The 22,351-nt window shown below is 28.6% G+C and carries 28 protein-coding genes; 21 read left to right on the forward strand and 7 right to left on the reverse strand.

Annotated features, from left to right (window positions below; translation table 11 throughout):
- Positions 1-141: 141 nt before the first annotated feature.
- The 19 genes from ABNT65_RS14200 (at position 142) to ABNT65_RS14290 (ending at position 10,101) form a co-directional block, all read left to right on the forward strand.
- Positions 142-2,523 (forward strand): TonB-dependent receptor domain-containing protein, encoded by a 2,382-nt coding sequence (locus tag ABNT65_RS14200; protein WP_348746124.1) that lies wholly within the window; start codon positions 142-144, stop codon positions 2,521-2,523.
- A gap of 12 nt (positions 2,524-2,535) precedes the next feature.
- A complete protein-coding gene (locus ABNT65_RS14205) occupies positions 2,536-2,736 on the forward strand; it encodes a hypothetical protein (RefSeq protein WP_348746125.1) in 201 nt (66 codons plus the stop codon).
- A gap of 114 nt (positions 2,737-2,850) precedes the next feature.
- A complete protein-coding gene (locus tag ABNT65_RS14210) occupies positions 2,851-3,018 on the forward strand; it encodes a ComC/BlpC family leader-containing pheromone/bacteriocin (RefSeq protein ID WP_348746126.1) in 168 nt (55 codons plus the stop codon).
- Positions 3,019-3,044: 26 nt separating this feature from the next.
- Positions 3,045-3,209 carry a ComC/BlpC family leader-containing pheromone/bacteriocin gene (locus ABNT65_RS14215; RefSeq protein ID WP_348703261.1) on the forward strand — a complete coding sequence of 55 codons (165 nt, stop codon included), beginning with the start codon at positions 3,045-3,047 and terminating at the stop codon, positions 3,207-3,209.
- A 27-nt stretch (positions 3,210-3,236) separates the two neighbouring features.
- On the forward strand, positions 3,237-3,407 hold the full coding sequence (locus ABNT65_RS14220; RefSeq protein WP_348703260.1) for a hypothetical protein: 171 nt from the start codon (positions 3,237-3,239) through the stop codon (positions 3,405-3,407).
- A 27-nt stretch (positions 3,408-3,434) separates the two neighbouring features.
- Entirely contained in the window at positions 3,435-3,596 is a 162-nt protein-coding gene (locus tag ABNT65_RS14225; protein ID WP_348746127.1) for a ComC/BlpC family leader-containing pheromone/bacteriocin, read from the forward strand.
- A gap of 27 nt (positions 3,597-3,623) precedes the next feature.
- The gene (locus ABNT65_RS14230; RefSeq protein ID WP_348703257.1) at positions 3,624-3,782 is read left to right on the forward strand and encodes a ComC/BlpC family leader-containing pheromone/bacteriocin; all 159 of its coding nucleotides are present in this window, start codon (positions 3,624-3,626) and stop codon (positions 3,780-3,782) included.
- 13 nt (positions 3,783-3,795) lie between these two features.
- A complete protein-coding gene (locus ABNT65_RS14235) occupies positions 3,796-3,951 on the forward strand; it encodes a hypothetical protein (protein ID WP_348746128.1) in 156 nt (51 codons plus the stop codon).
- Between the two features lie 27 nt (positions 3,952-3,978).
- Positions 3,979-4,137 (forward strand): ComC/BlpC family leader-containing pheromone/bacteriocin, encoded by a 159-nt coding sequence (locus tag ABNT65_RS14240; protein ID WP_348703254.1) that lies wholly within the window; start codon positions 3,979-3,981, stop codon positions 4,135-4,137.
- A gap of 27 nt (positions 4,138-4,164) precedes the next feature.
- A complete protein-coding gene (locus tag ABNT65_RS14245; protein ID WP_348703253.1) occupies positions 4,165-4,314 on the forward strand; it encodes a ComC/BlpC family leader-containing pheromone/bacteriocin in 150 nt (49 codons plus the stop codon).
- Positions 4,315-4,584: 270 nt separating this feature from the next.
- Positions 4,585-4,743 carry a hypothetical protein gene (locus ABNT65_RS14250; protein WP_348703252.1) on the forward strand — a complete coding sequence of 53 codons (159 nt, stop codon included), beginning with the start codon at positions 4,585-4,587 and terminating at the stop codon, positions 4,741-4,743.
- A gap of 4 nt (positions 4,744-4,747) precedes the next feature.
- Entirely contained in the window at positions 4,748-4,921 is a 174-nt protein-coding gene (locus tag ABNT65_RS14255) for a hypothetical protein (protein ID WP_348703251.1), read from the forward strand.
- A 13-nt stretch (positions 4,922-4,934) separates the two neighbouring features.
- Positions 4,935-5,117: a hypothetical protein gene (locus ABNT65_RS14260; protein ID WP_348703250.1), complete on the forward strand. Its 183-nt coding sequence runs from the start codon at positions 4,935-4,937 to the stop codon at positions 5,115-5,117.
- Positions 5,118-5,129: 12 nt separating this feature from the next.
- Entirely contained in the window at positions 5,130-5,288 is a 159-nt protein-coding gene (locus ABNT65_RS14265; RefSeq protein ID WP_348703249.1) for a hypothetical protein, read from the forward strand.
- Positions 5,289-5,594: 306 nt separating this feature from the next.
- Positions 5,595-5,759 (forward strand): hypothetical protein, encoded by a 165-nt coding sequence (locus ABNT65_RS14270; RefSeq protein ID WP_348703248.1) that lies wholly within the window; start codon positions 5,595-5,597, stop codon positions 5,757-5,759.
- A 10-nt stretch (positions 5,760-5,769) separates the two neighbouring features.
- A complete protein-coding gene (locus ABNT65_RS14275; protein ID WP_348746129.1) occupies positions 5,770-6,735 on the forward strand; it encodes a hypothetical protein in 966 nt (321 codons plus the stop codon).
- Positions 6,725-6,946, forward strand: a complete 222-nt coding sequence (locus ABNT65_RS14280; RefSeq protein ID WP_348703246.1) for a hypothetical protein — start codon at positions 6,725-6,727, stop codon at positions 6,944-6,946. Before ABNT65_RS14275 ends, ABNT65_RS14280 begins: the two co-directional genes overlap by 11 nt.
- Positions 6,930-7,907, forward strand: a complete 978-nt coding sequence (gene gwsS, locus ABNT65_RS14285) for a grasp-with-spasm system SPASM domain peptide maturase (RefSeq protein ID WP_348746130.1) — start codon at positions 6,930-6,932, stop codon at positions 7,905-7,907. The genes ABNT65_RS14280 and gwsS overlap by 17 nt, the downstream gene beginning before the upstream one ends.
- The gene (locus ABNT65_RS14290; protein ID WP_348746131.1) at positions 7,882-10,101 is read left to right on the forward strand and encodes a peptidase domain-containing ABC transporter; all 2,220 of its coding nucleotides are present in this window, start codon (positions 7,882-7,884) and stop codon (positions 10,099-10,101) included. Before gwsS ends, ABNT65_RS14290 begins: the two co-directional genes overlap by 26 nt.
- Positions 10,102-10,578: 477 nt before the next feature.
- Here the strand turns inward: ABNT65_RS14290 and ABNT65_RS14295 are convergent, their stop codons facing one another.
- The 6 genes from ABNT65_RS14295 to ABNT65_RS14320 form a co-directional block, all read right to left on the reverse strand.
- Positions 10,579-10,950: a cytochrome c gene (locus ABNT65_RS14295; RefSeq protein ID WP_348746132.1), complete on the reverse strand. Its 372-nt coding sequence runs from the start codon at positions 10,948-10,950 to the stop codon at positions 10,579-10,581.
- Positions 10,950-12,062: an NTP transferase domain-containing protein gene (locus ABNT65_RS14300; protein WP_348746133.1), complete on the reverse strand. Its 1,113-nt coding sequence runs from the start codon at positions 12,060-12,062 to the stop codon at positions 10,950-10,952. The genes ABNT65_RS14295 and ABNT65_RS14300 overlap by 1 nt, the downstream gene beginning before the upstream one ends.
- The gene (gene moaC / locus ABNT65_RS14305; RefSeq protein WP_348746134.1) at positions 12,055-12,528 is read right to left on the reverse strand and encodes a cyclic pyranopterin monophosphate synthase MoaC; all 474 of its coding nucleotides are present in this window, start codon (positions 12,526-12,528) and stop codon (positions 12,055-12,057) included. Before moaC ends, ABNT65_RS14300 begins: the two co-directional genes overlap by 8 nt.
- Before the next feature lie 175 nt (positions 12,529-12,703).
- Positions 12,704-13,900 (reverse strand): molybdopterin molybdotransferase MoeA, encoded by a 1,197-nt coding sequence (locus ABNT65_RS14310; protein ID WP_348746135.1) that lies wholly within the window; start codon positions 13,898-13,900, stop codon positions 12,704-12,706.
- A gap of 329 nt (positions 13,901-14,229) precedes the next feature.
- Positions 14,230-15,222 carry a GTP 3',8-cyclase MoaA gene (moaA, locus tag ABNT65_RS14315; RefSeq protein ID WP_348746136.1) on the reverse strand — a complete coding sequence of 331 codons (993 nt, stop codon included), beginning with the start codon at positions 15,220-15,222 and terminating at the stop codon, positions 14,230-14,232.
- Between the two features lie 37 nt (positions 15,223-15,259).
- Entirely contained in the window at positions 15,260-17,032 is a 1,773-nt protein-coding gene (locus tag ABNT65_RS14320; protein WP_348746137.1) for a MutS-related protein, read from the reverse strand.
- Between the two features lie 69 nt (positions 17,033-17,101).
- Between ABNT65_RS14320 and uvrC the strand changes: the two genes are divergently transcribed.
- Both uvrC and ABNT65_RS14330 read left to right on the forward strand, forming a co-directional pair.
- Positions 17,102-18,892 carry an excinuclease ABC subunit UvrC gene (gene uvrC, locus ABNT65_RS14325; protein ID WP_348746138.1) on the forward strand — a complete coding sequence of 597 codons (1,791 nt, stop codon included), beginning with the start codon at positions 17,102-17,104 and terminating at the stop codon, positions 18,890-18,892.
- Positions 18,893-18,894: 2 nt separating this feature from the next.
- Complete coding sequence (locus tag ABNT65_RS14330; protein ID WP_348746139.1) at positions 18,895-21,093, forward strand: patatin-like phospholipase family protein; 2,199 nt, start codon at positions 18,895-18,897, stop codon at positions 21,091-21,093.
- A gap of 143 nt (positions 21,094-21,236) precedes the next feature.
- On the opposite strand, the gene ABNT65_RS14335 is transcribed toward ABNT65_RS14330, so the two are convergent.
- A complete protein-coding gene (locus ABNT65_RS14335) occupies positions 21,237-22,277 on the reverse strand; it encodes a sensor histidine kinase (protein WP_348703232.1) in 1,041 nt (346 codons plus the stop codon).
- Between the last annotated feature and the right edge of the window lie 74 nt (positions 22,278-22,351).

Consider the following 22,351-nt stretch of genomic DNA (forward strand, 5'->3'; position numbering starts at 1 on the left):
AACTAATACCAAAAGTAAAAAAGTTATAACAACATTTTAAGTATCCAGAAGATGAAACTAGATTTTTTGTAAACACAAAATTAGAACTCTAAAAAATTAATTTCAAAAAAGCCTCAGTGGTTATTAAGATATTTAATAGATATGAAAAATATAATAATTAGTACATTTTTATTTTTAGTAAGCAATCTTGTTTTTGGGCAAACTTTTAAAGGTATTATTAAAGACAATAACAACACTCCTATTGCTTTTGCCAATGTAATAGTAAAACAAAATAATCAAATGATTACAGGGACTATTACTGATGAAGAAGGTAAGTTTGAAATTACAGTAACAAAAAAGAAGCCTTTTCAAATAGAAATTAGTTTTATTAACTATGAAAGTTGGCACAAAGAAGTAACAGCTATTAGTAATACTGATTTTGGAGTTATTATCTTAAAAGAAATTAAAAACGAATTAGATGAGGTTATAATCACAGCAAAAAAGCCAACTATAAAAAGAAAAGTAGATCGATTAGTTTTTAATATTGAAAATAGTATTGTTTCTTCCGGAGGAGATGCTATGGATGTTTTGAAAAAAACACCCGGTGTTCGTGTAGGAGATAATGCAATCTCATTAATTGGAAAAAGTTCGGTTAGAATTTTAATTAATGACAGAATTTCACCTTTAACAGGAGAAGACCTTACCAATTACTTACAATCACTTAACTCAAATGATATTACTAAAATTGAGGTTATTACTAATCCGCCTTCAAAATATGAAGCAGCTGGTAATAGCGGACTTATTAATATAGTTCTTAAAAAAGCAAAAAAGAATTACTTTGGAGGTAATGTTAGGTCCACGTATAGACAAGCTACATATGCTAGTGCTATTTTAGGAGGAGGAATAACCTACCAAAAAAACAAGCTATCATTATTTACTAATATAAATGCAAGTAATGGATCTGTAGAAGTAAATGAAACTAATAAAATATTTTATCCAAATCAAACTTGGGATACAGATTCAAAGGTTAGGTACTTTACTAAATCTATTGCTGCTAGAGCTGGTATTGATTATGATATTAATGAGAACACCTCATTTGGATTTCAATATCTTGGAGGAACAAGCAAACCTGACAATAATGAAATAACAAATACTAACTTAATTAATAACTTAAGAACAATAGATTCTTTATTGTTAACAAAAGCTGGGGTAGATAAGAAAAACTATTACCATTCTTTTAATGGTCATTTTAAAGCTGAATTGGACACATTAGGCAAATCTATAAATGTGGATGTTGATTACTTTATTTATGATAATAAGCAAACTAGAAATAACACCACTGAAACTTTTCAACAAGGAAATTTAGTACAAAATTCAACAAATGTATTTAGAAATACTTCTAATCAGCATATTAAATCATTTACTTCAGGCATTGACCTTGAATGGCCAAGTAAATTTGCTAATCTTGAATTTGGAGGAAAGGTATCATTCATTAAAAATAATAGTGATGTAAGTGCTTTTAATTTTCAAAACAACACATTTACAATTAATCCTAACCAATCAAATGTTTTTGAATACCAAGAAAATACACAAGCTATTTACGCCAGTGTTAGCAAGTCATTAAAAAAATGGGATTTTAAATTAGGTTTACGTATGGAGTTTACGCAAACTGAAGGAAATTCAATTACGCTTAATCAATTAAATGAAAACAATTATAATAAGTTATTTCCAACAGCTTATGTTACTTATAATCCAAATGATAGTCACTCTTTATCATTAAATTATGGTAAAAGAATTAACAGACCTAATTATCATGAGTTAAATCCATTCAGGTGGTATTCTAATCCATTTTCTTACTCTGAAGGAAACCCATTTTTACAGCCTTCTTTTATAGATAATTTTGAGCTATCACATACTTTTAAAAACAACTTAAATACTTCTTTTTATGTTTCATTTACTGAAGATGGAAGTGACCAAATAACTTTAACAGATAGCAACACCAATATACAAGCTACTGTTAGAAGAAATTTTTTAACACAAAATGTACTTGGAATATACCAATCTTATACACTAAAAAAAGTAAAATGGTTAGAGTCTTATTTACAATATGATGTAAATTATTCAAAAATAAAATCAAACCTTCCAAATACTATTCAAGAGCAAGATGGTTTTAACTTTTATGGAGCCATAGACAACTCATTCTATTTTAACAATAGTAAAACTTTTCTAGGAGAATTTAATTTTTGGTATTCAAGTCCAAGTGTTAGCGGGGTTGATAGAATTGGGCAAAGTTATGCTGCTGATATGGGGTTAAAATGGCTTTTTTTAGATAAAAAACTACAAGTAAACTTTGTGTTAACGGATATTTTTAAAACTAATAGAAGTGTTATTAAAAGTATAGTAAACGGTATAAAACAAGAATACAACAACTACTATGATAATAGACAATTAAGGGTTTCACTTACTTACAAGTTTGGTAATAGTAAGCTTAGAAGTAAAAGAAAAAGCTTTAGTAATGAAGAAGAAAGAAGTAGAGCTAATTAAAAATTAAATACAATGAAATTATCAAAATTAACATCATTCGAAATCTTAAACGAAAAAACTATTAACCTTATCAATGGAGGAAAAACACAACGTCCTTCAAAAAAAGGAGACAGTCATAGATGTGCAGATGTAAGAGATTGCTGCGTAATAAAAAAGAATGCAGACAAATTACAGAAAGTCCATTCTCACGCTCATACGCATACGCATCATTAAAACACCAATCTTAATCAACTAACACAAACAATAAAATAACGCTTGCAAGCAAGTCCGTAAATAACCAATGACTTTAAACTTTAGGTTTAATTAACCAATTAAAATTTAAATAAAATGAAATTATCAAATTTATCACAATTCGAAACTTTAAACAATGAAACTGTAGAAACTATCACTGGCGGTGCAGCGGATAGAGATTCTAGACGTAATGATAGCGAAACAAAAGACTGTAAAAAAGGGGACGTTTTTAAGTCAAAATCTGGAGTTGCAGGACAAGCTTAATTAATAACCAATTAAAATTAAATAAAATGAAATTATCAAATTTAAAAGCATTCGAAACTTTAAACAATGAAACAATTGAAACTATCACTGGTGGTGGTGTAGCTGGAAGAGATTCTAGACGTAATGATAGTGAAACTAAAGATTGTAAGAAAAACGACAAGTTTAATGCAATAGCTGACGTACAAGCTTAATAAGTAACCAATTAAAATTTAAACAAAATGAAATTATCAAATTTAAAAGCAATAGAAAAATTAAGTAACGAAACTGTTCAAACTATCACTGGAGGTGGAGTACCAGGAAGAGATGGTGACTCTAGACGTAATGATTCTACTTCTCATGACTGTAAGAAAAACGATGAGTTTAAATCTGGAGCTCCAGGACAAGCGTAATTAATAACCAATTAAAATTAAATAAAAATGAAATTATCAAATTTATCACAATTCGAAACTTTAAATAACGAAACTGTTGAAACTATCAATGGTGGAGCAGCTGGAAGAGATTCAAGAAGAAACGATTCTACTTCTCATGACTGTAAGAAAAATGACGAATTTCAATCAGTAGCTGCAGGACAAGCTTAATTAGTAATCAATTAAAATTAAATAAAAATGAAATTATCAAATTTATCACAATTCGAAACTTTAAATAACGAAACTGTTCAAACTATTACTGGTGGTAGCGCTTTAGATTCTAGAAGAAATGATTCTAAATCTCATGACTGTAAAAAAGGTGACACTTTTGAATCAGCTTCTATAGCTCAAGCTTAAAATTATTTTAAAAATGACGTTAAAAAAGCTAACATCACTTGAAACTTTAAATAGTGAAACTGTTGAGATTATCACCGGTGGTGCAACAGGAAGAGATTCTAGACGTAATGATTCTACAGGAAAGGATTGTAAAAAAAATGATCCTCCAGTAGTAATATTACAAGCATAATTAGTAACCAATTAAAATTAAATAAAAATGAAATTATCAAATTTATCACAATTCGAAACTTTAAATAACGAAGCTGTTCAAACTATTACTGGTGGTAGCGCTTTAGATTCTAGAAGAAATGACTCTAAATCTCATGACTGTAAAAAAGGTGACACTTTTACATCTGCAGCTGTAGGACAAGCATAATTAGTAATCAATTAAAATTTAAATAAAATGAAATTATCAAATTTAACACAATTCGAAACTTTAAAAAACGAAACTGTTCAAACTATTACTGGAAGTGGAGTACCAGGAAGAGATGGTGATTCTAGACGTAATGATAGTAAAACAAAAGATTGTAAAAAAGGAGATAAGTTTAATTAATAGCTTACTTAAAAATAGCTTGATTGAAATAAAATTGTTCGAAAAATTTAATAACTAAATTATTGAAGTGACTTTGGGTAGAAGAGCAGCTATAAAGAAGCTGACTCAACATACCATTTCATAAAATTTAAGTTTATCGAACAAGCAAATTCAAAAAACTTATCATTTAAAATTAATTAGGGGGCAGTATCCTCTGACAAAAGAACTGTCCTCTTAATTATAAGAATAAAATCAAAGGTAAAATTAATAAAAATAAAAACCAAATAAATTATGAAACTTAAATCATTAAAACATATAGACACTTTAAATAAAGAAGAATTAGTATTTGTTAATGGAGGTACTTCACTAGTACATTCTAAAAAAAATGATACTAGACAAGATAGTGATAGATCTGACGGGCAAGGATGTATTCCTCCTTTTAACCAATAAAAGCATGAAACTATCATCTTTAACCACAATTGAAAAAATTAACAAAGAAGAATTAGCATTTGTTAATGGAGGAACTGGTTTGAAATACAATCATACTAGAGGACACGATACTCTAAGAAACGACTCACAAAAACAAGACGGAGGTGCAAGCGGACAATTCAAACACATAGCTCAATAAATACAATTAAATTATGAAATTAAAATCTTTAGATTCATTCGAATCACTAAACAAACAGCAATTATCTTTTATAGTAGGAGGCGGAATGAGAACAGACTCTGAACTTTGGCAAGACTCTACCAGTCATGATTGTAAAAAAAAGGACGTAGGTGGTAATAGTAAAAAACAAGATACAGCCGCTTTAATGGCTTTTTAAAAACTAAAAATCATGAAATTAACATCCTTAAACCAAATAGAAAAAGTTAATAACGAAGAATTGACCTTTATTAACGGAGGCCAAGTATTTTATCATTCTTGTAAAAAAAATTGTAAAATAGACGACAACAACCAACCAACTAGACCTGCAAAGAAAAAAAAGGTTAGTTGATTTATTTAAACTTTCAATACTTAAGACGTTTGTTTTATCACTAAACACAAAAAAGTCTTTAGGATATTTAAATAGTGTACGTAGCTATTATACTTTATTAATACAAGAAAGATGTTTGTTAGATTACTAGAAGGGATTGTCTAAAAGCAATTAACTACCACTTTAAACTTTTCTCAAGTTCATAATAGCTTTAATACTAAGGCTAATAAACGCAAAGATAAGTTTTGTTTAACCATAAACTTAACTTTTAGCAATCTCTTCTTTTTAAAAACAAGAACTAACTATAGGTAATTTAAACTTTAAAAAATGAAAATTAAATTAAAACAACTGACAGAAATCTCTACAGAAGAGAGCATATATATTATTGGAGGTCAAGTACAATCAGATAAAAAAAAGAAAGGTAAAAAAAGGAAGTCTAAAAGAGTATGTAACTCTGATGCTACTGATACTGTTAAAAACGACACATTTTAAATTTTAAACTATGATTTTAGTACTTTCATTTGATTACTACGAACAAGGTACAGATCCAGTAATAGATTGGTTATTGTATCACAAAGCTGACTTTGTAAAAGTTACCATACAAGATTTAATACAAACAAACATCCGTTTTAATATTGATATAAATAAAGGACGAATTTTTGTAGAAGGAAAAGATATTACTGATGAAATTAAGGTAATATGGTATAGAAGATTTGAAGAAGATTTAGTATCTGAACTTCCAAATAGTGAACATTCAGAACAAGCATTATTTGAGCTTAAGAACGAAGTAGAAGTAACAGTTTCTTATTTAAAAAGAATCTTAGCTGATAAAAAATGGATGCCTTATAATGAAGGTATTTCATTAGACAAACCTGAAGTAACTTATTTTGCTGAACAGTTTAACCTTAAAACTCCTAAAAGTATTATAACCAACAATAAAAAGGATCTTTTAGATTTTCAAGCCAACGTTAAAACAAACTTAATAAGTAAACCAATAAGGCACAGTTCTTATTTTATTGACAACCAGCACACCTATAGTATATACACCCAAAAATTTGAAAAACCTGAAATAGAAACTTTACCAGAAAATTTTGTTTTAACATTATTTCAAGAATGTGTTGATTCTGAATTTGAAATAAGAGTATTCTATTTAGATGGTGAGTTTTACGCTACAGCTATAATAGTTTCTGACAAACCAGATAATGTGGTTGATGTGAAATTAAACTACAACTCCAATAATATTAGCTGGGTACCTTATAAACTACCTGAAAAATATGAACAGTCATTAGATGCTTTTATGAAATCTATAAACCTTAATACAGGTTCGCTAGATATTATGAAAACTAAAGATAACGAATATGTAATGTTAGAAGTAAATCCTGTTGGTCAATACAGTGCACCAGGGTATCGATGTAATTATAACCTAGAAGAAAAAATCGCCAATTGGCTTATAAGTTATGACAACTAAATTAACAAAAACATCTGTTTTTACAGAAGAAGATTTAAAGCACCTTCCATTAACCTATAGAAAAATGGAAGTTGAAGAAACTAAAAATATTGGTGAACTATATGTAGGAAGTATGTATAGTAGAAGTGATAAGCACTTTAGTAAAAAGTATATGATATTTAATTCTCACAAACCTATTTCAAATTTTTTAATCGATGATGAAACAATCTAAAGCAGAACACTTGCTACTATTTAATTTTTGTAAGGTAGTAAAAGGAACAGAAAAAAGTATTATTTGTGATTTTCAAAGGGAAAAAATTAAGTTTATTCCAAATGAAATGGGAGAAATAATAACAATGTTAAAAGAAAAACCTTTTAACTCAGTTAAAGAATATTTTGAAGAAGACGCTGAAGTTTTTAACTCATATATAAATTTTTTAATTTCTGAAGGGTTTGCGTTCTATAGTAAAGACAAAGAAAACTTTATAGACATAGAGAATTATTGGACAAGTCCTGAAGTAATTAACAATGCAATTATTGAGTATGATTTTAAAGCATACAATCTAAAGAAAGTTTTATACCAACTAGATAACCTTTGTACAAAGTTTATCGAATTTAGATTTACTTCATTTACAGAAGAAAACATTACAGAATTTGAAGAGCTTTTGAAGTTTTGTAGTCGTTCAGTTTTAAGAAGTACACGCATCTATCTTCCATACGTTTCAAAAGAGGTTTCAAAAAAAATAATAGCATTAACAAAATCATTTCCAATTATAGATTGCATAATCTTTTATAACAGTAAGTCAAATAAGTCCTTAGAGAGAGAAAACCAACAAACGTTTTTTATAACGCAACAACTTAAAGACATTACCAATTCCAATATTAATAGAAAGTTTTTAGTTAATAGCATAGAATACTATTATGAATGTCAAAAATTCAATCCTTATTACAATAAAAAAGTTTCTATTGACTCAAAAGGACAAATAAAGAATTGTATTAAAAACACTACTGTTTTTGGAAATGTAAAAAATGATTCACTAGAAAAAGTGGTCACAAGCAAAAGCTTTCAAGAGTTTTGGCATGTAACTCATGATCAAATCACAGATATTCAAAACAGTGAATTGAGATACAATTATATTATAACTAACGATTTAGAAAAGATTTCAGATGGAAAATATAAACTTGTCGTATAAAAAATTCCCATTTTTCAAACAATTAGAATCTGCAGATTGTGGTCCTACTTGTTTAAAAATGATCGCAAAGTTTTATGGTAAAAAAGTAGATATCCATAGCCTTAGAGAACTTTGTCATATTAATAAAAATGGTGTAAACTTTGCAGATTTAATAGATGCTTCAAACAAATTAGGTTTTGAAACAGTTCCTGTAAAAATTACCTTACATCAATTAATTCACCAAGCTCCAAAACCATGTTTATTACACTGGAAAGATAATCATTATGTTGTATTTTTAGGAACTACTAAAAAAGGTGAAATAGTAATTGCTGACCCAGGATTTGGAAAATTAAAACTAAATAAATCTGATGTTTTAAAATTCTGGAAACAAGATGCTAATAATAAAGGAATTGCATTACTTTTAGAACCAAATGATAATTTTTCTACAGAAGAAATTAAAACAAATCAAGAGTTTGAAAAGGTAAAGTATTTTATGAAATACTTAAAACCTTTTAAAACCAAATTTGCATTTCTATTATTGCTCTTATTAGGGATTGCTGGTATTAGTGTTTTTTATCCTCTAATAAATGAAAAGTTAGTTGATCAAGGAATTAGTAATAATAATATTCAATTTGTTGTATATCTTTTAATAGCGCAACTAGTTTTATATACAAGCACCAATGTTTTAGAGTTTTTTCAAGGGTGGATTTTTTTAAAAGTAAATACAAGATTAAGTATTAACCTTATCTCTGATTTCTTAAAAAAATTAATAACAATGCCACTGTCTTTTTTTGATAGTAAATTAACTACAGATATTATGTTACGGGTGGATGATCATAATAGAATAGAAGAATTTTTCTCAAATCATTCACTTCAATTCTGTGTATCAATTATTGTATTTATTATTTACTCAATATTATTATTAAACTATTCTTCTTTAGTTTTTGGTTTTTTCTTATTCGTTTCAGCTTTATCCATACTTTGGGTATATCGTTTTCAAAATCAAAGAAAATACATAGACTATAAAAGGTTTGAAATTGAAACGGAGAATAAAAATATCTTATACGAAATAGTAAATGGTATTTCAGATCTTAAAATAAACAATGCTACAACCTACAAAACATCTCAATGGCAAAAAACAGAAACTGACCTGTTTGAGCTAAACAAGAAAACAATGCTTTTAGAATTAAAACAAAGCATAGGTATCAATTATATGTCACAACTTAAAAACACCTTAATTATAGGATATGTTGCCTATTTGGTAATTGGTGGAGAATTAACATTTGGAGCGCTTTTAAGTATATCATTTATTATAGGTCAATTAACACTTCCTATTGAAAGTTTTATTCAATATTTGTATTCATATCAGGACGCTTCTATTAGCATTGATAGGCTTTCTGATGTGTATAGAAAAAAAGATGAAGAACAACTTTTTTTAGAGCATAAACAACAAGAAGAGACAGATAATTTCCCAAACAATAATGCTATTAGTTTTACAAATGCAAGATATTCTTATTTAGGACCTAACTCTCCTTCTTTATTTGAAAATTTAAATATTAATTTTCCTCTTAATAAAGTTACAGCTATAGTAGGTACAAGTGGAAGTGGTAAAACAACAATCATTAAACTCCTTCTTAAATATTACCAATTATTGGAAGGTGAAATTAGATATAAAGGAAAAAATGTAGATTCAATAGAACCAAATAAATGGAGAGATTTGATTAGTGTTGTTTTTCAAGAGGGATATATTTTTTCTGACTCCGTACAAGGTAATATTACATTAGGAGCTGAATTTGATAAACAACGCTTTGAAAAAGCCGTATACCTATCAAATAGTTATGAGTTTATTAACAAACTTCCTCAAAAAGAATTGACTAAAATTGGTGAAAATGGTTTAGGCTTAAGTAAAGGACAAATTCAACGTATTCTAATTGCTAGAGCAATGTATAAAGACCCTGAGATTATTATATTAGACGAAGCTACTTCTGCACTTGATGCTGAAAACGAAAGAATAATTCACGATAATCTACAAGAATTCTTTAAAAACAGAACTGTAATTATTATAGCACACAGATTAAGTACTGTAAAAAATGCCGATAAAATAATTGTTCTTAAAAATGGAAAAGTAATTGAAGAAGGACCTCATAAAATGCTTGTAGAAGAAAAAGGAGACTATTATAGCTTAGTTAAAAATCAATTAGAATTAGGGAATTAAAAAAATACTTATAGGGTTTTCAGGTACTTGTTTAAGGGTTTCTGACTATTAAACATTTAGGGATTGTACTTATTTCACAGCATCTAATTTCTACATACTTTTACTATGTGTTAAAGTTGGTAAATTAATCAACTTATAATAATTCAAGGGGAAAATACCTACTTTAAAAAAGTAGGTATTTTTAATCAAATTTCTCCTAGAAAATAAATTTAAAAGTGTAATTTTTTCATTGTTGAATTAATATAATCCCCATTATTTTTTTTCAAAAGAACCACATACCCTGTGGTTTTTTTTGGTTATTAAGTTAACTGAACCTTACTTTTCCTCCATTCACCGATATATAAGCTCCATTCACCGTTTTATAAAAAATTCTTCTAAAGTATCATGTACTTTTATCATATAGTTAAAAAAATAGCTTTTTTGTTAGTAGTTTGTTATAAAAAGTATCCTTTAGAAGGGGGGATACTTTTTATTTTTTTACTCATCTTTTATATAACTCAATAACATTCCAATATTTTCAATATCTACCTGCTCAAAGCGTGGAGTGTGAAAATTTATAGTATCCGTTTTTGAAAGATATTTATACAATGCTAAACTGTCTATTTTAATATTTCCTAACGCTGGGCCAATTAATTTTTTGTCTATTTTATGGCAACTAGCACATAAAATTCGAAAAAGCTTCTTTCCTTCTCTTTGGTATTCATTCAAAACATTTCCACATCTTGGAGTTATTGTTCCACACTCAATTACTTCCTTTTTAGTTAAAGATAAATTGGGAAGTACTATTATATAAACCACCCCTAAAAAAGCAATTGCATAGGATAATAGCATTTTGTTTTTAATACTCATTAATTATTCCTCAATTCTTCTTGAGCCATTTCATACTCTTCAGGTGTATTAATATTTCTAATAAAACTGTCATCTACTTCTACAAGTTCTACCTCTGAATTAATCAGCATTTTTCTAGGACAAGAATATCCTTGCGCTAAATATTGTAATAATTTTCCATAAGCTTTAGGTTCGTAAATAGTTATCAAAGGCTCCGGAAATTCCTTCCCTTTTCCTTTAATTGCTGTAGCTACTTTACTTGGATTCCTTTTTTGCAACAATAGTTTAATAAGTTCTTCATTCACAAAAGGAACATCCGTTGCCATAACTAACCAAGCGGTATTAGGATTTTTTTGAAAAGCAGAACAAATACCTCCAAATGGCCCTAAATTCACAAAAGTATCTGGTATCTCAGTTTCAATTTCATTATTTTGTTGAACCGAATAATAGGTTTTTAAGGAACAGTTCTCTAATAACTCTTTTGCATATTCTTTTTGAGGTTTTCCAAAGTAATTTAATTCAGATTTATTAGTACCCATTCTGGTACTCTTCCCTCCTATTAAAACCAATCCATTTACCGGAGCAATATGTTCTTCTACTAAACCTTGAATATGATTAGTTATTTTATCTACCTCATTAATGTGATAACTAGTTAAGTTTTTTATGTTTGGAAACTTTTCTAACAAACAGTCAAAATACACAGTGTCTTCACTCAACTTAATAATAAACTGAATATTTGTGAGCTGATGTAGCCTCTTTTTTATGGAAGCTTCTTTCTCTTTATCTAAAATTAAAATTTGCTTTGCTCCTTCATAATGATTTCCATTAACAAACACTAAATCATGATTGTAAAACTGTAATCGTTGTTCATATTTATTAATACTAGAAGAAGTTGTTATTTGTAAATTTCCTTCATGATGAAATGTATATTCCGTTAGGATGTTAGATGCAACATCTTTTGCATGAGAAGCATCAAAATAGCCTAAATTATAGGTTGAAAGTTTTGCAGAAACCTTGTAAACTAAATCGGCAATGGTACTACACTTTGTTCCTAAAACAGCTACTTCATTAGGCGCAAAATTATCATTATGTTTTCTTAATAAATTGGTATGTTTGGTATGTTTTTTATCCATTTTTAATATCTGATTTCCCTCCGGTTTTCTCTACTAATTTAACTTCTTTAATTACCATTTTTTGACTAATAGCTTTACACATGTCGTATATAGTCAAACAAGTAGCAGAAGCTCCTGTTAACGCCTCCATTTCTACCCCTGTTTTTCCTTCAATAGTCACTTTACAAAACACTTCAATATGCATATCATCTACAATAGTAATATCAATATCAACCCCATTAATTAACAATGGATGACACATTGGAATAATATCTGATGTCTTTTTTACAGCCTGAATTCCTGCAATAATTGCTGTTTGAAAAACGGGTCCTTTTTTAGTAATTAATTCATCATTTGTAAAATGATTAATTACTTCTTCTCCTAAAAACATAGTTGCTTTAGCAATAGCCACTCGTTTCGTCACTTTTTTATCAGAAACGTTAACCATTTTAGGTTGATTTTTTTCGTTTAAATGTGTAAAACTCATTTAATAGATAGTTTTGAGTGTTTAATGTTTAGTTTTTAGTTAATTTTTTTTGAGATGTTTTTACAACCACGGTGATAACATAATTAATTATCAAAAGTACATTTATATTTATAATAGTAAAACCATCAAACTGATTTAGTTTCCAGTATAGAAACTAAAAACCAAACACTAAAAATTAAAAATTTCTATATAGAATCACAGGAAAAACCGTTCCTTTTTTAAATGTTATTTCTTCAGTTTTTGGCAACTCAATAAATCCATCAGCATCAATTAAACTGGCCAAATCTCCAGAACCATTTGCTTTAACTGGCGTCGCTTTAAGCTCACTATTTTCAACAGACAGTTTTACCTGTAAAAAGTAGGTTAAGTTTGGCTTAAAAATTACATCTTCTGTTAAAACAGCCGCTTCTATTTTTTGCGCAACACCTACAGATTTATAGTACCAAGGGTAAAAATATGCCATCCCATTTACAAAAGTAGATACAGGGTTCCCTGGAAACGCAAATACACAGCAATTATCAGTAATTCCACTCCAAAAAGGCTTTCCTGGACGTTGTGCTACTTTATGAAATAGTTTTTCTACACCTAACCCATCTAACACCTCAGGTAAAAAATCGAATTTTCCTTTACTAACCGCTCCGCTAAATAATAGGGCATCGTACTCTTTTAAGTATTCTTTTATCTTTTCTTTTAAAACCTCTTTATCATCAGTCAAATGTACTGTTTCAGAAGGAATTTTCAACCTATCTAATAAAGATACCAAAGTGTATACATTACTTCTTCTTATTTGGTGTGCTAATGGTGTTTCTTCAACACCTACCAATTCATCACCAGTAGAAACAATCATCACTTTAGGTTGTTTAGCTACTTTTACTTTGCTTTTTCCAACTGTAGCCAAAACACCAATTTCTGCCGGAGAAACAATGGTGTTCTTTTTAATTAAAACAGTTCCTTGTTCTTTATCTGAACCTTGGTAATGTATGTTTTGCCCTTCCTTAATAGTATCTACCGTTACCGTTGCCATTAGCGTATTTACTTCTACATCTTCATAACGAATCACTGTATCTGTATTTTCTGGTAACACTGCGCCTGTCATTACTTCATAACAATGCGTTGCATTTTCCATTTTTTCTTGCGCACTTCCTGCTGGCTGAATCCCTTCAATTTTAAAATCACGAACACCATATTCAAAAAAACGATAGTTGATTGCAATACCATCCATGGCTACTCTATTGAAAGGTGGAAAATCTCTATCGGCAATAATATCTTCTTTTAAAACTCTTCCAACTGCATCTATAAAAGGAATTTCTTCCTCACCAAAATCACGGGTGTGATTTAAAATTTTATCTGTTGCTTCTTTTACTGAAATCATATAATTATAACGTCTAAAAAAGGTCCTTTAAAAAGAAAAAATATAACTAATAATATTAACACGGTAAAAAATGAATTCCGTTGAATTATATTATTCTCCATGTTATATTTAAAAATCAAATATATTAAGTAAATCAATGGTAAAAGAAGAGGAATGTAATTAAATAGAAAACTAATATACGGTTTATCAGTAATTTTTGACGCTTCATTTCCAGAACCAAAAACTAGAAAAAATAAAAAAGTATTTAGAAAAACTAGAAGCAGTGAAATTAAACAAAAGATTAAGGTATTTAAAGTTACTGTTTTATAATTAATCATAAGAATAGTTTTTTACCCACCAATAGTTGACATGCTTTCAGAAACTTTTCCTTTAGTTCTGTTGGCTTCAGCTACAAAACCATTTTTAGGTTTTTGTTTTACCAAGGATAAAAACAATTCCTTTAAATCTTCATTACTAGCGCCATCTCTAATAAAATCACGGATATTAAAAACACCATCATCAAACAAGCAGTTTTTTAACATTCCAGTAGATGTAATTCGAATACGATTACAATCATTACAAATGGTTCTTGTAAAGGCTGGAATAATTCCAATACTTCCTTTAAAATTAGAAACCTGATAATTTCTAGAGGTAGATGATTTTTTTGCAGATACTTCAACTACCTCAAACTCCGATTTGATTTCCTGTAAAATTCTATTAAAATTCCATGATTCTCCAAGTTCACGCTGGCCATTTCCATTAAAAGGCATTTCTTCAATAAATCGTACTACAACATTTTTATCTTTAGTTAAACGTACAAAGTCATTAATTTCATTAGTATTAAAACCAGATTGTACTACCACATTTAACTTCAGATTTAAACTACTTTCTTCTAACAGTTCAAGTGTTTTATAAACTTCAGAAAAAACATTTCTCCTTGTTATTTGGTGAAACTTATCTGATTGTAAACTATCAATACTTAAATTAATAGTTTTAACCTTATTAAGTTTCACAATAGTTTCAATATGTTTTCGTATTAAAGCTCCATTGGTAGTTACATTAATTATGTTTAATAAATCATTGAAAGAAAGCATTTCTAAAAACTTCACAAAATCCTTTCTAACAAAAGGCTCTCCACCGGTAAGTCTTACTTTAGTTACACCAAGCTCTGTTAATACTCGGATAATTCGGTACATTTCTTTGTAAGTAAGCAATTCTTTTCTTGGAACAATTTCAATTCCGTGTGCAGGCATACAATACTGGCATCGTAAATTACAACGATCCGTAACAGCTAATCGAACATAGTCGATTTGACGACCAAAACTATCTATAAGCTTTTGCATGCTACAAAGGTACGTATTAATGTTTCAAGTAGTTCAGTTACACAATCTCCATTTTTCTGAGCAAAAATGAAGCGTTCATATTTTTACAAACTCCTGTTTTCATTTTGTAATCAAAGTACAATTCATCATTAACAATCTCAGCATCAAAATAATAATTTAAAATCTCATGGTATTCATCGGCTAAATCACACAAACTTACGTCGTGTGTTGCTATAATTCCTGTTGAGTTTGATTTATTTAACTTTTCAACAAACTGCTTAGACCCTATTGCTTTGTCTTTACTATTGGTTCCTTTTAAAATTTCATCAAGTATAATAAAATAGTTATCTGACTCAATAGTATTTACAATTAGCTTTAATCGTTTTAGTTCTGAGTAAAAATAAGATTCGTCATCGGATAACGAATCAGAAGTACGCATACTAGTAATTAGTTTTGTTGGAGTGTATTTATAACTTTCCGCACAAACAGGTAATCCGCAATTAGCCATAATAATTGATAATGAAACCGTACGTAAAAAAGTACTTTTACCAGCCATATTAGCTCCGGTTACAATAAAAAATTGTCCATTTTGAATGGTAAAATTGTTATCCACTCGTTTTAATGGGTTTAATAATGGATGCCCTAAATTATTAGCACTAATATTATTGTGTTCTTCTTGAATAGTTGGAAAAACATACTGAGGTTTATTAAACACAAAATTAGCCAGTGAATTATAAGCATCAAAAAAGCTAATAGTATTAAACCACTCTTCTACAGTATTTTTATGATTATTTATCCATTTTTCTGCTTTACACGCATTTAAAACTTCCCACAAAAACAGTCCATTTCCAAAAACAGCAATAATTACGTTATTACGTTGATCAAAAGCGTCTAAAATTTTAGAAAACTCTTTAAAAATTAAAGATGCTTTTTGGGTGTTTGTTTGAATACTTTTTTGTTTTTCTTTTAAAATTTTTGAAGAAAATGTTTCTTTTTCTACTTGTTCAAGTAATACATAATATTGCTTAAAAACATCTTTTGATTTACTTGCTGAAGTATATATTTTTTGTGTCTTTTTTAAATTAAAAGCTGTGATCGCCAACCCTATAAAAAACCAATTGATAATTACTGAAAAGGAAATTACTTTAAAACTAACGAGTCCAATTAATAAAATAGAAACTATAGAAAACAAACGAGCTAGATTAATCAAACTTTGCGAAAGTTTACTTTCATAACTTGTCATCCAATCCACAATATTTCGGGTATCATTTTCTCCAGAAGAAATTAATGTTTTTAATGATGAAAAATGTTGACGCCAATTGACTTTTTGTGAAAGTTCTTGAAGTGATTTTTGTTTCTCTTGAATATGACTAATAGAATTATCGGATACTATTTTCGCCAACAATTTTTTTCCATTAGATGTAATGGTTCTATTAATATATTGAAAGAAGGAGTTTTCTCCAAATAAATCAATATCATAACTATAAAAATGCTGAGAATCTATAAACTCAGCTCCGTTAGGTAAGTTGCTAAAATCGCCTTTTGATACATTAATCTCAGTTTGGTTAATAGAAATTTTATGTTTTATTATTTTTCTTTTTTCTTTCAATGTTTGGTGCTTTACTACCAAAAAGCTAAAAACAACTATTCCTATAACTCCTATTATAACTGGAATATATGCTTGATTAAATGTGTAATAAATTCCTATTACTAAACTTATAAAAACAATAAATCTTAATAACCTAACGGTACTTATTTTTTTATTAACCTCTGTGAGTTGCTGTTTTAACTTATCAAGTTGTTCCGAGTAAAAATCTGTTGGTTTTTGCATTTCTAGTTAAAAAAGGATAAATGTACAGTATTACTTACATATTTTTTTATAAAATCGTATTTTCGTCATATGCCAACACCTTTAGAATTACAAGTAAAAACACTACCAAATTCATCTGGAGTTTATCAGTATTTTGATAAAGAAGATACTATTATTTACGTTGGTAAAGCAAAAAACTTAAAAAAAAGGGTTTCTTCTTACTTTACTAAAAATCATGATAATGGAAAGACTAGAATTTTAGTTAAGAAAATTGTTAGACTGGAACATATTGTGGTGGATACGGAAACAGATGCACTTCTTCTAGAAAATAACTTGATTAAAAAATACCAACCAAGGTATAATGTATTGCTAAAAGATGACAAATCTTATCCTTGGATTTGTATAAAAAAAGAACGATTTCCTCGTGTTTTTTCAACCAGAAGAGTCATTAAAGATGGTTCTGAATATTTTGGTCCTTACACAAACGTTAAAACAGTAAACCATTTATTAGAATTAATTAAAGAATTATATCCTTTACGAACTTGTAATTATGACTTGCATGAAACTAAAATTAATGCACATAAATATAAAGTATGTTTAGAATATCATTTAGGCAATTGTAAAGGACCTTGTGAAGATTTACAAACTGAAGATAACTACTTAAAAGATATTAAATCTATCCGAAATATTATTAAAGGTAATTTTAAAGAAAGTTTAGAGCATTTTCATCAAATAATGTTGGATTTTGCTTCAGAAATGAAGTTTGAAGAAGCTCAAAAGATAAAAGATAAACTAGCCTCATTGCAAAATTATCAGGCTAAATCTACCATTGTAAATCCGTCTATTAATAATGTAGATGTTTTTTCTATTATTTCAGATGAAACCCACGGATATGCTAACTTCTTTAAAATTATGAATGGTGCTATTGTACAGTCATACACTACTGAAATTAAAAAGAAATTAGACGAAACGGATAAGGATTTACTAGAACTTTTTATTATTGAAACCAGACAACGATTCAACTCTTTATCAAGAGAAGTATACGTTCCTTTTAAGGTAGATTTAGGAGATAAAATAAAAGTAACAGTTCCTAAATTAGGAGATAAGAAAAGGATTGTTGATTTATCTGAAAGAAATGCAAAGTACTATCGTCAAGAGCAGTTTAAACAAATAAAAATTGTTGACCCTGATAGACATGTAAAACGTATTATGGGGCAAATGCAAAAAGATTTACGTTTACGTGTAGAACCTCGTCATATAGAATGTTTTGATAATTCCAATATACAAGGAACCAATCCTGTTGCCGCATGTGTGGTTTTTAAAAATGGAAAACCTAGTAAAAAGGATTATCGCCATTTTAATATAAAAACTGTGGAAGGTCCAGATGATTTTGCTTCTATGGAAGAAGTTGTATACCGAAGATATAAACGTTTACTAGAAGAGGAAAAACCATTGCCACAACTTATTGTTATTGATGGTGGAAAAGGGCAATTATCTTCTGCTTTAAAAAGTTTAGATGCACTAGGTTTACGTGGAAAAATAGCTATTATTGGTATTGCTAAACGTTTGGAAGAAATTTATTATCCTGGTGATAGTGTGCCTTTATATTTAGATAAAAAATCTGAAACACTTAAAATAATTCAATACTTACGTAATGAAGCCCATCGCTTTGGAATTACCTTCCATAGAAATAAACGAAGTAAAAGTGCTATACAATCTGAATTAGAACAAATTCCTAACGTTGGTAAACAAACCATAACTAATTTATTACGTAAATTTAAATCAGCTAAACGCGTAAAAAGTGCTAGCTTTGACGAGCTAAAAGAAGCTGTTGGATTTGCAAGAGCACAAAAAATTTATCAATACTATCATAAAAACTAGCCATGAAAAAACTACTACTACTTCCCTTTTTTATAACCTTAAACTTATTTGCGCAACAACAACCCAAAATAGGATTGGTTTTAAGTGGCGGAGGTGCTAAAGGCTTTGCTCATGTGGGCGTATTAAAAGAATTAGAAAAAGCTGGTCTGCAAGTTGACTATATTGGCGGAACAAGTATGGGAGCTATTGTTGGAGGATTGTATGCTTCTGGTTATTCTGCTAAGCAAATAGAAAATATTATTAAAAGTGCCGATTTTATGACCTTACTTCAGGATAAAGTAAGTAGAAATTCGAAGCCTTTTTTTATGAAACAACATGGTGAAAAATATGCTATTTCTTTACCTATTAAAAAAGATGGTGTTGGTTTACCTTTAGGATTATCCAGAGGGCAAAATGTTTTAAACTTTTTAACAGAATTACTAGCTCCTGTTGATGATATTAATGATTTTTCTCAACTATCTATTCCTTTTTATTGTGTAGCAACTAATATTGAAACTGGTAACGAAGTGGTTTTAGAAAAAGGTTCTTTACCCTTGGCATTAAGAGCTAGTGGTGCGTTTCCTTCTTTGTTAAATCCTGTAGATATTGATGGACAATTGCTAGTAGATGGCGGTGTAGTAAACAACTACCCAGTTGATATTATGAAAACTAAAAATGTTGATTTGATTATTGGAGTTAATGTACAAGGCCAACTTTTAAAAAGAGATGAACTTTCTTCCGTTGCTTCTCTTTTGTTACAAATTATCAATTTTCAAATGTATAAAAAGGCAGATGAGCATATAAAACTATTAGATATCTCTTTAAAACCTGATATTATAGAGTACAGTGTAATTTCTTTTGATAAGAAAAAAGAAATTTTACAAGAAGGTATTAAAGTAGCTAAACCATACAAAGCTGTTTTTGACAGTATTGCTAAACTGCAAACAAGAAAAAAAAGAAGACCAAAATTAAATATTAAGCCTCATAAATTATTAGTAGATAGAATTATTATTAAAGGAAATAAAAACTATACAGATAATTATGTATTGGGTAAATTACAGTTAGAAGAAGGTGATAGTGTATCTTATAAAGATATTTCAAAAAAAATAAGTTCGTTAACTGCTACGAAAAACTTTGAACGAATTGATTATCATTTTGAAAGTTCTTTTAAAGGAAAAAAGTTAGTTTTAAAAGTAAAAGAAGATAATATAAAATCTTTCTTACGTTTTGGTTTACATTACGATTTACTCTACAAATCTGCTGTATTAGTTAATTATAGCCATAAAAAATTATTAAAACAGAATGATGAATTTACCTTTGATGTGGGAATTGGTGACCGAATTCGATATAATTTAAATTACTTTATAGATAATGGAATTATTCCTAGTTATGGGTTTTCTTCAAATTATAATTCTTTTACAAGTAATTTTTTATATGATGATGTAGTTAACAAAATAAACATTCGTTATTTAGATTTCACCAATGCTTTTTATGTACAAACTACTATGGATAAAAAATTTGCTTTTGGTTTAGGTATTGAAAATAAGAGAATTAAAATTACTTCAGATACTTTTTTAGTTAATAATGAAGATACTGTATTTGACAATAGTAATTACGTAAATGCTTATAGCTTTTTAAAGCTAGATACTTATGATAAAAACATGTTTCCAACCTCAGGTTTTTATGCTGATATTGGTTTTAAGTGGTTTGTTTGGTCGGATAGGAATGAGCGATTTAATGAATTTCCTAGCGGAAGTGATCGATTTACTCAATTTTCCCAACTTTCTGGTACTATAGGTTTTGCAAAAACATTTTTTGATAAGCTTACTTTTCAATACACTTCGGATGCTGGGTATACCTTAGGTAATGTTTCTTCTGAGGTTTTTGATTTTAGGTTAGGTGGCTATAATAAAAACTATGCCAATAGCTTTTATGCTTTTTATGGTTATGATACTGCTACCTTAAATAATCAATCTTTTTTAAGGTCTGAGTTTAATTTCAGATATCGTGTTTTTGACAAGCATTATGCTAATTTTATTGCTAATTATGCCCGTGTTGAAAATGATATATTTTTAAATGGGGAGTTATTTAAAAACACCAAATCTGGTTATGCTATTGGTTATGGAATAGAAACATTTTTAGGCCCTATAGAAATTAAATATACTTGGTCACCAGATCATAAGGAAAACTTTTGGCTGTTTAATTTAGGATTTTGGTTTTAATCACAAAAGGTTTAACTCCCTGGATGTTTGCAACAGGACAGTATATTTTATTGGCACCGCCAAAGGGTATAATACCCCGAGGCTTGCCTCGAAATTAAACTTATTGTCTTATTAAATGCCTTGTGGACTTGCCCCGAAGTAGTTTACTTAGCTTTTTCTAAAGTAAAAGAAAACTCAGAACCTTCTCCATACTTACTTTTTAAAAGTATGGTTTCACCATGTGCTTCTATTATGTGTTTAACTATAGATAACCCTAAACCAGAACCTCCTTGTTCTCTAGAACGGCTTTGATCTACCCTATAAAAACGCTCAAATAAACGCGATAAATGTTCTTGTTTTATTCCTTCACCATTATCAATTACCTTAATAATAAATTTATTAGGATTGTAACTTTCAATACTAACCGTAGTTACGCCATCAACTTTTCCATATTTAATAGAGTTAACTACTAAATTAATTAATACTTGTTCAATACGCTCAACATCTCCTTTTACAAAGAATGGGAACTCATATGCTTTATCAAACTTCAACGTAATATTTCTTTTTTTAGCCTTCATCTCAAAAAGGTCAAATACATTTTGAATTAGCTCTAAAATATTAAACGTTTCAATATTCATTTTCATCCCCTCTGTTTCCAATTTAGCAATCATATCTAAATCTTTTACAATAGAGGTTAACCGCTCAACACCTTTATTAGCACGCTCTAAATATTTAGTTCTTATTACTTTGTCTTCCGCAGCGCCTTCCATTAAAGTTAAAATATATCCTTGTACGGTAAAAAGAGGTGTTTTCAATTCATGTGATACATTTCCTAAAAAGTCTCTTCTAAAAGAATCTCTTTGGGTTAAATCAGCAATTTCTTCACTTTTACCTTCTACATATTCTTGTACTGTTTTTGTTAACGATTCAACATCTGTAGTAACTTTTTTTCTTTTTAAATCGTTAATATCTAATATTGAAATATCTTCATATAGTTTTTTAATTCGCTGATATATAAAATGTTCAGCTCTATACTGAATAACAAAGAATGATAAAACAAATAAAATAACACCAAAAATAATGATGGTTCCTAATCCAAAAAACTTAAACAGAAATAAATAAGATAACACCACAAAGGTGATTGACAAAACGGTTAAATATAACGCTGACCAAAGTGCGTATTTATATGTTTTTTTTATTTTCATATTAAATAAACGATTGAATGTAAGCATTTAATAATTATTTCCTTGCTATCATTCTTCTATTAAATAAAAGTAGA

Origin of the sequence: Tenacibaculum sp. 190524A02b (assembly GCF_964036645.1) — a bacterium.
GTDB classification, from domain to species: Bacteria; Bacteroidota; Bacteroidia; order Flavobacteriales; family Flavobacteriaceae; genus Polaribacter; species Polaribacter vairaonense.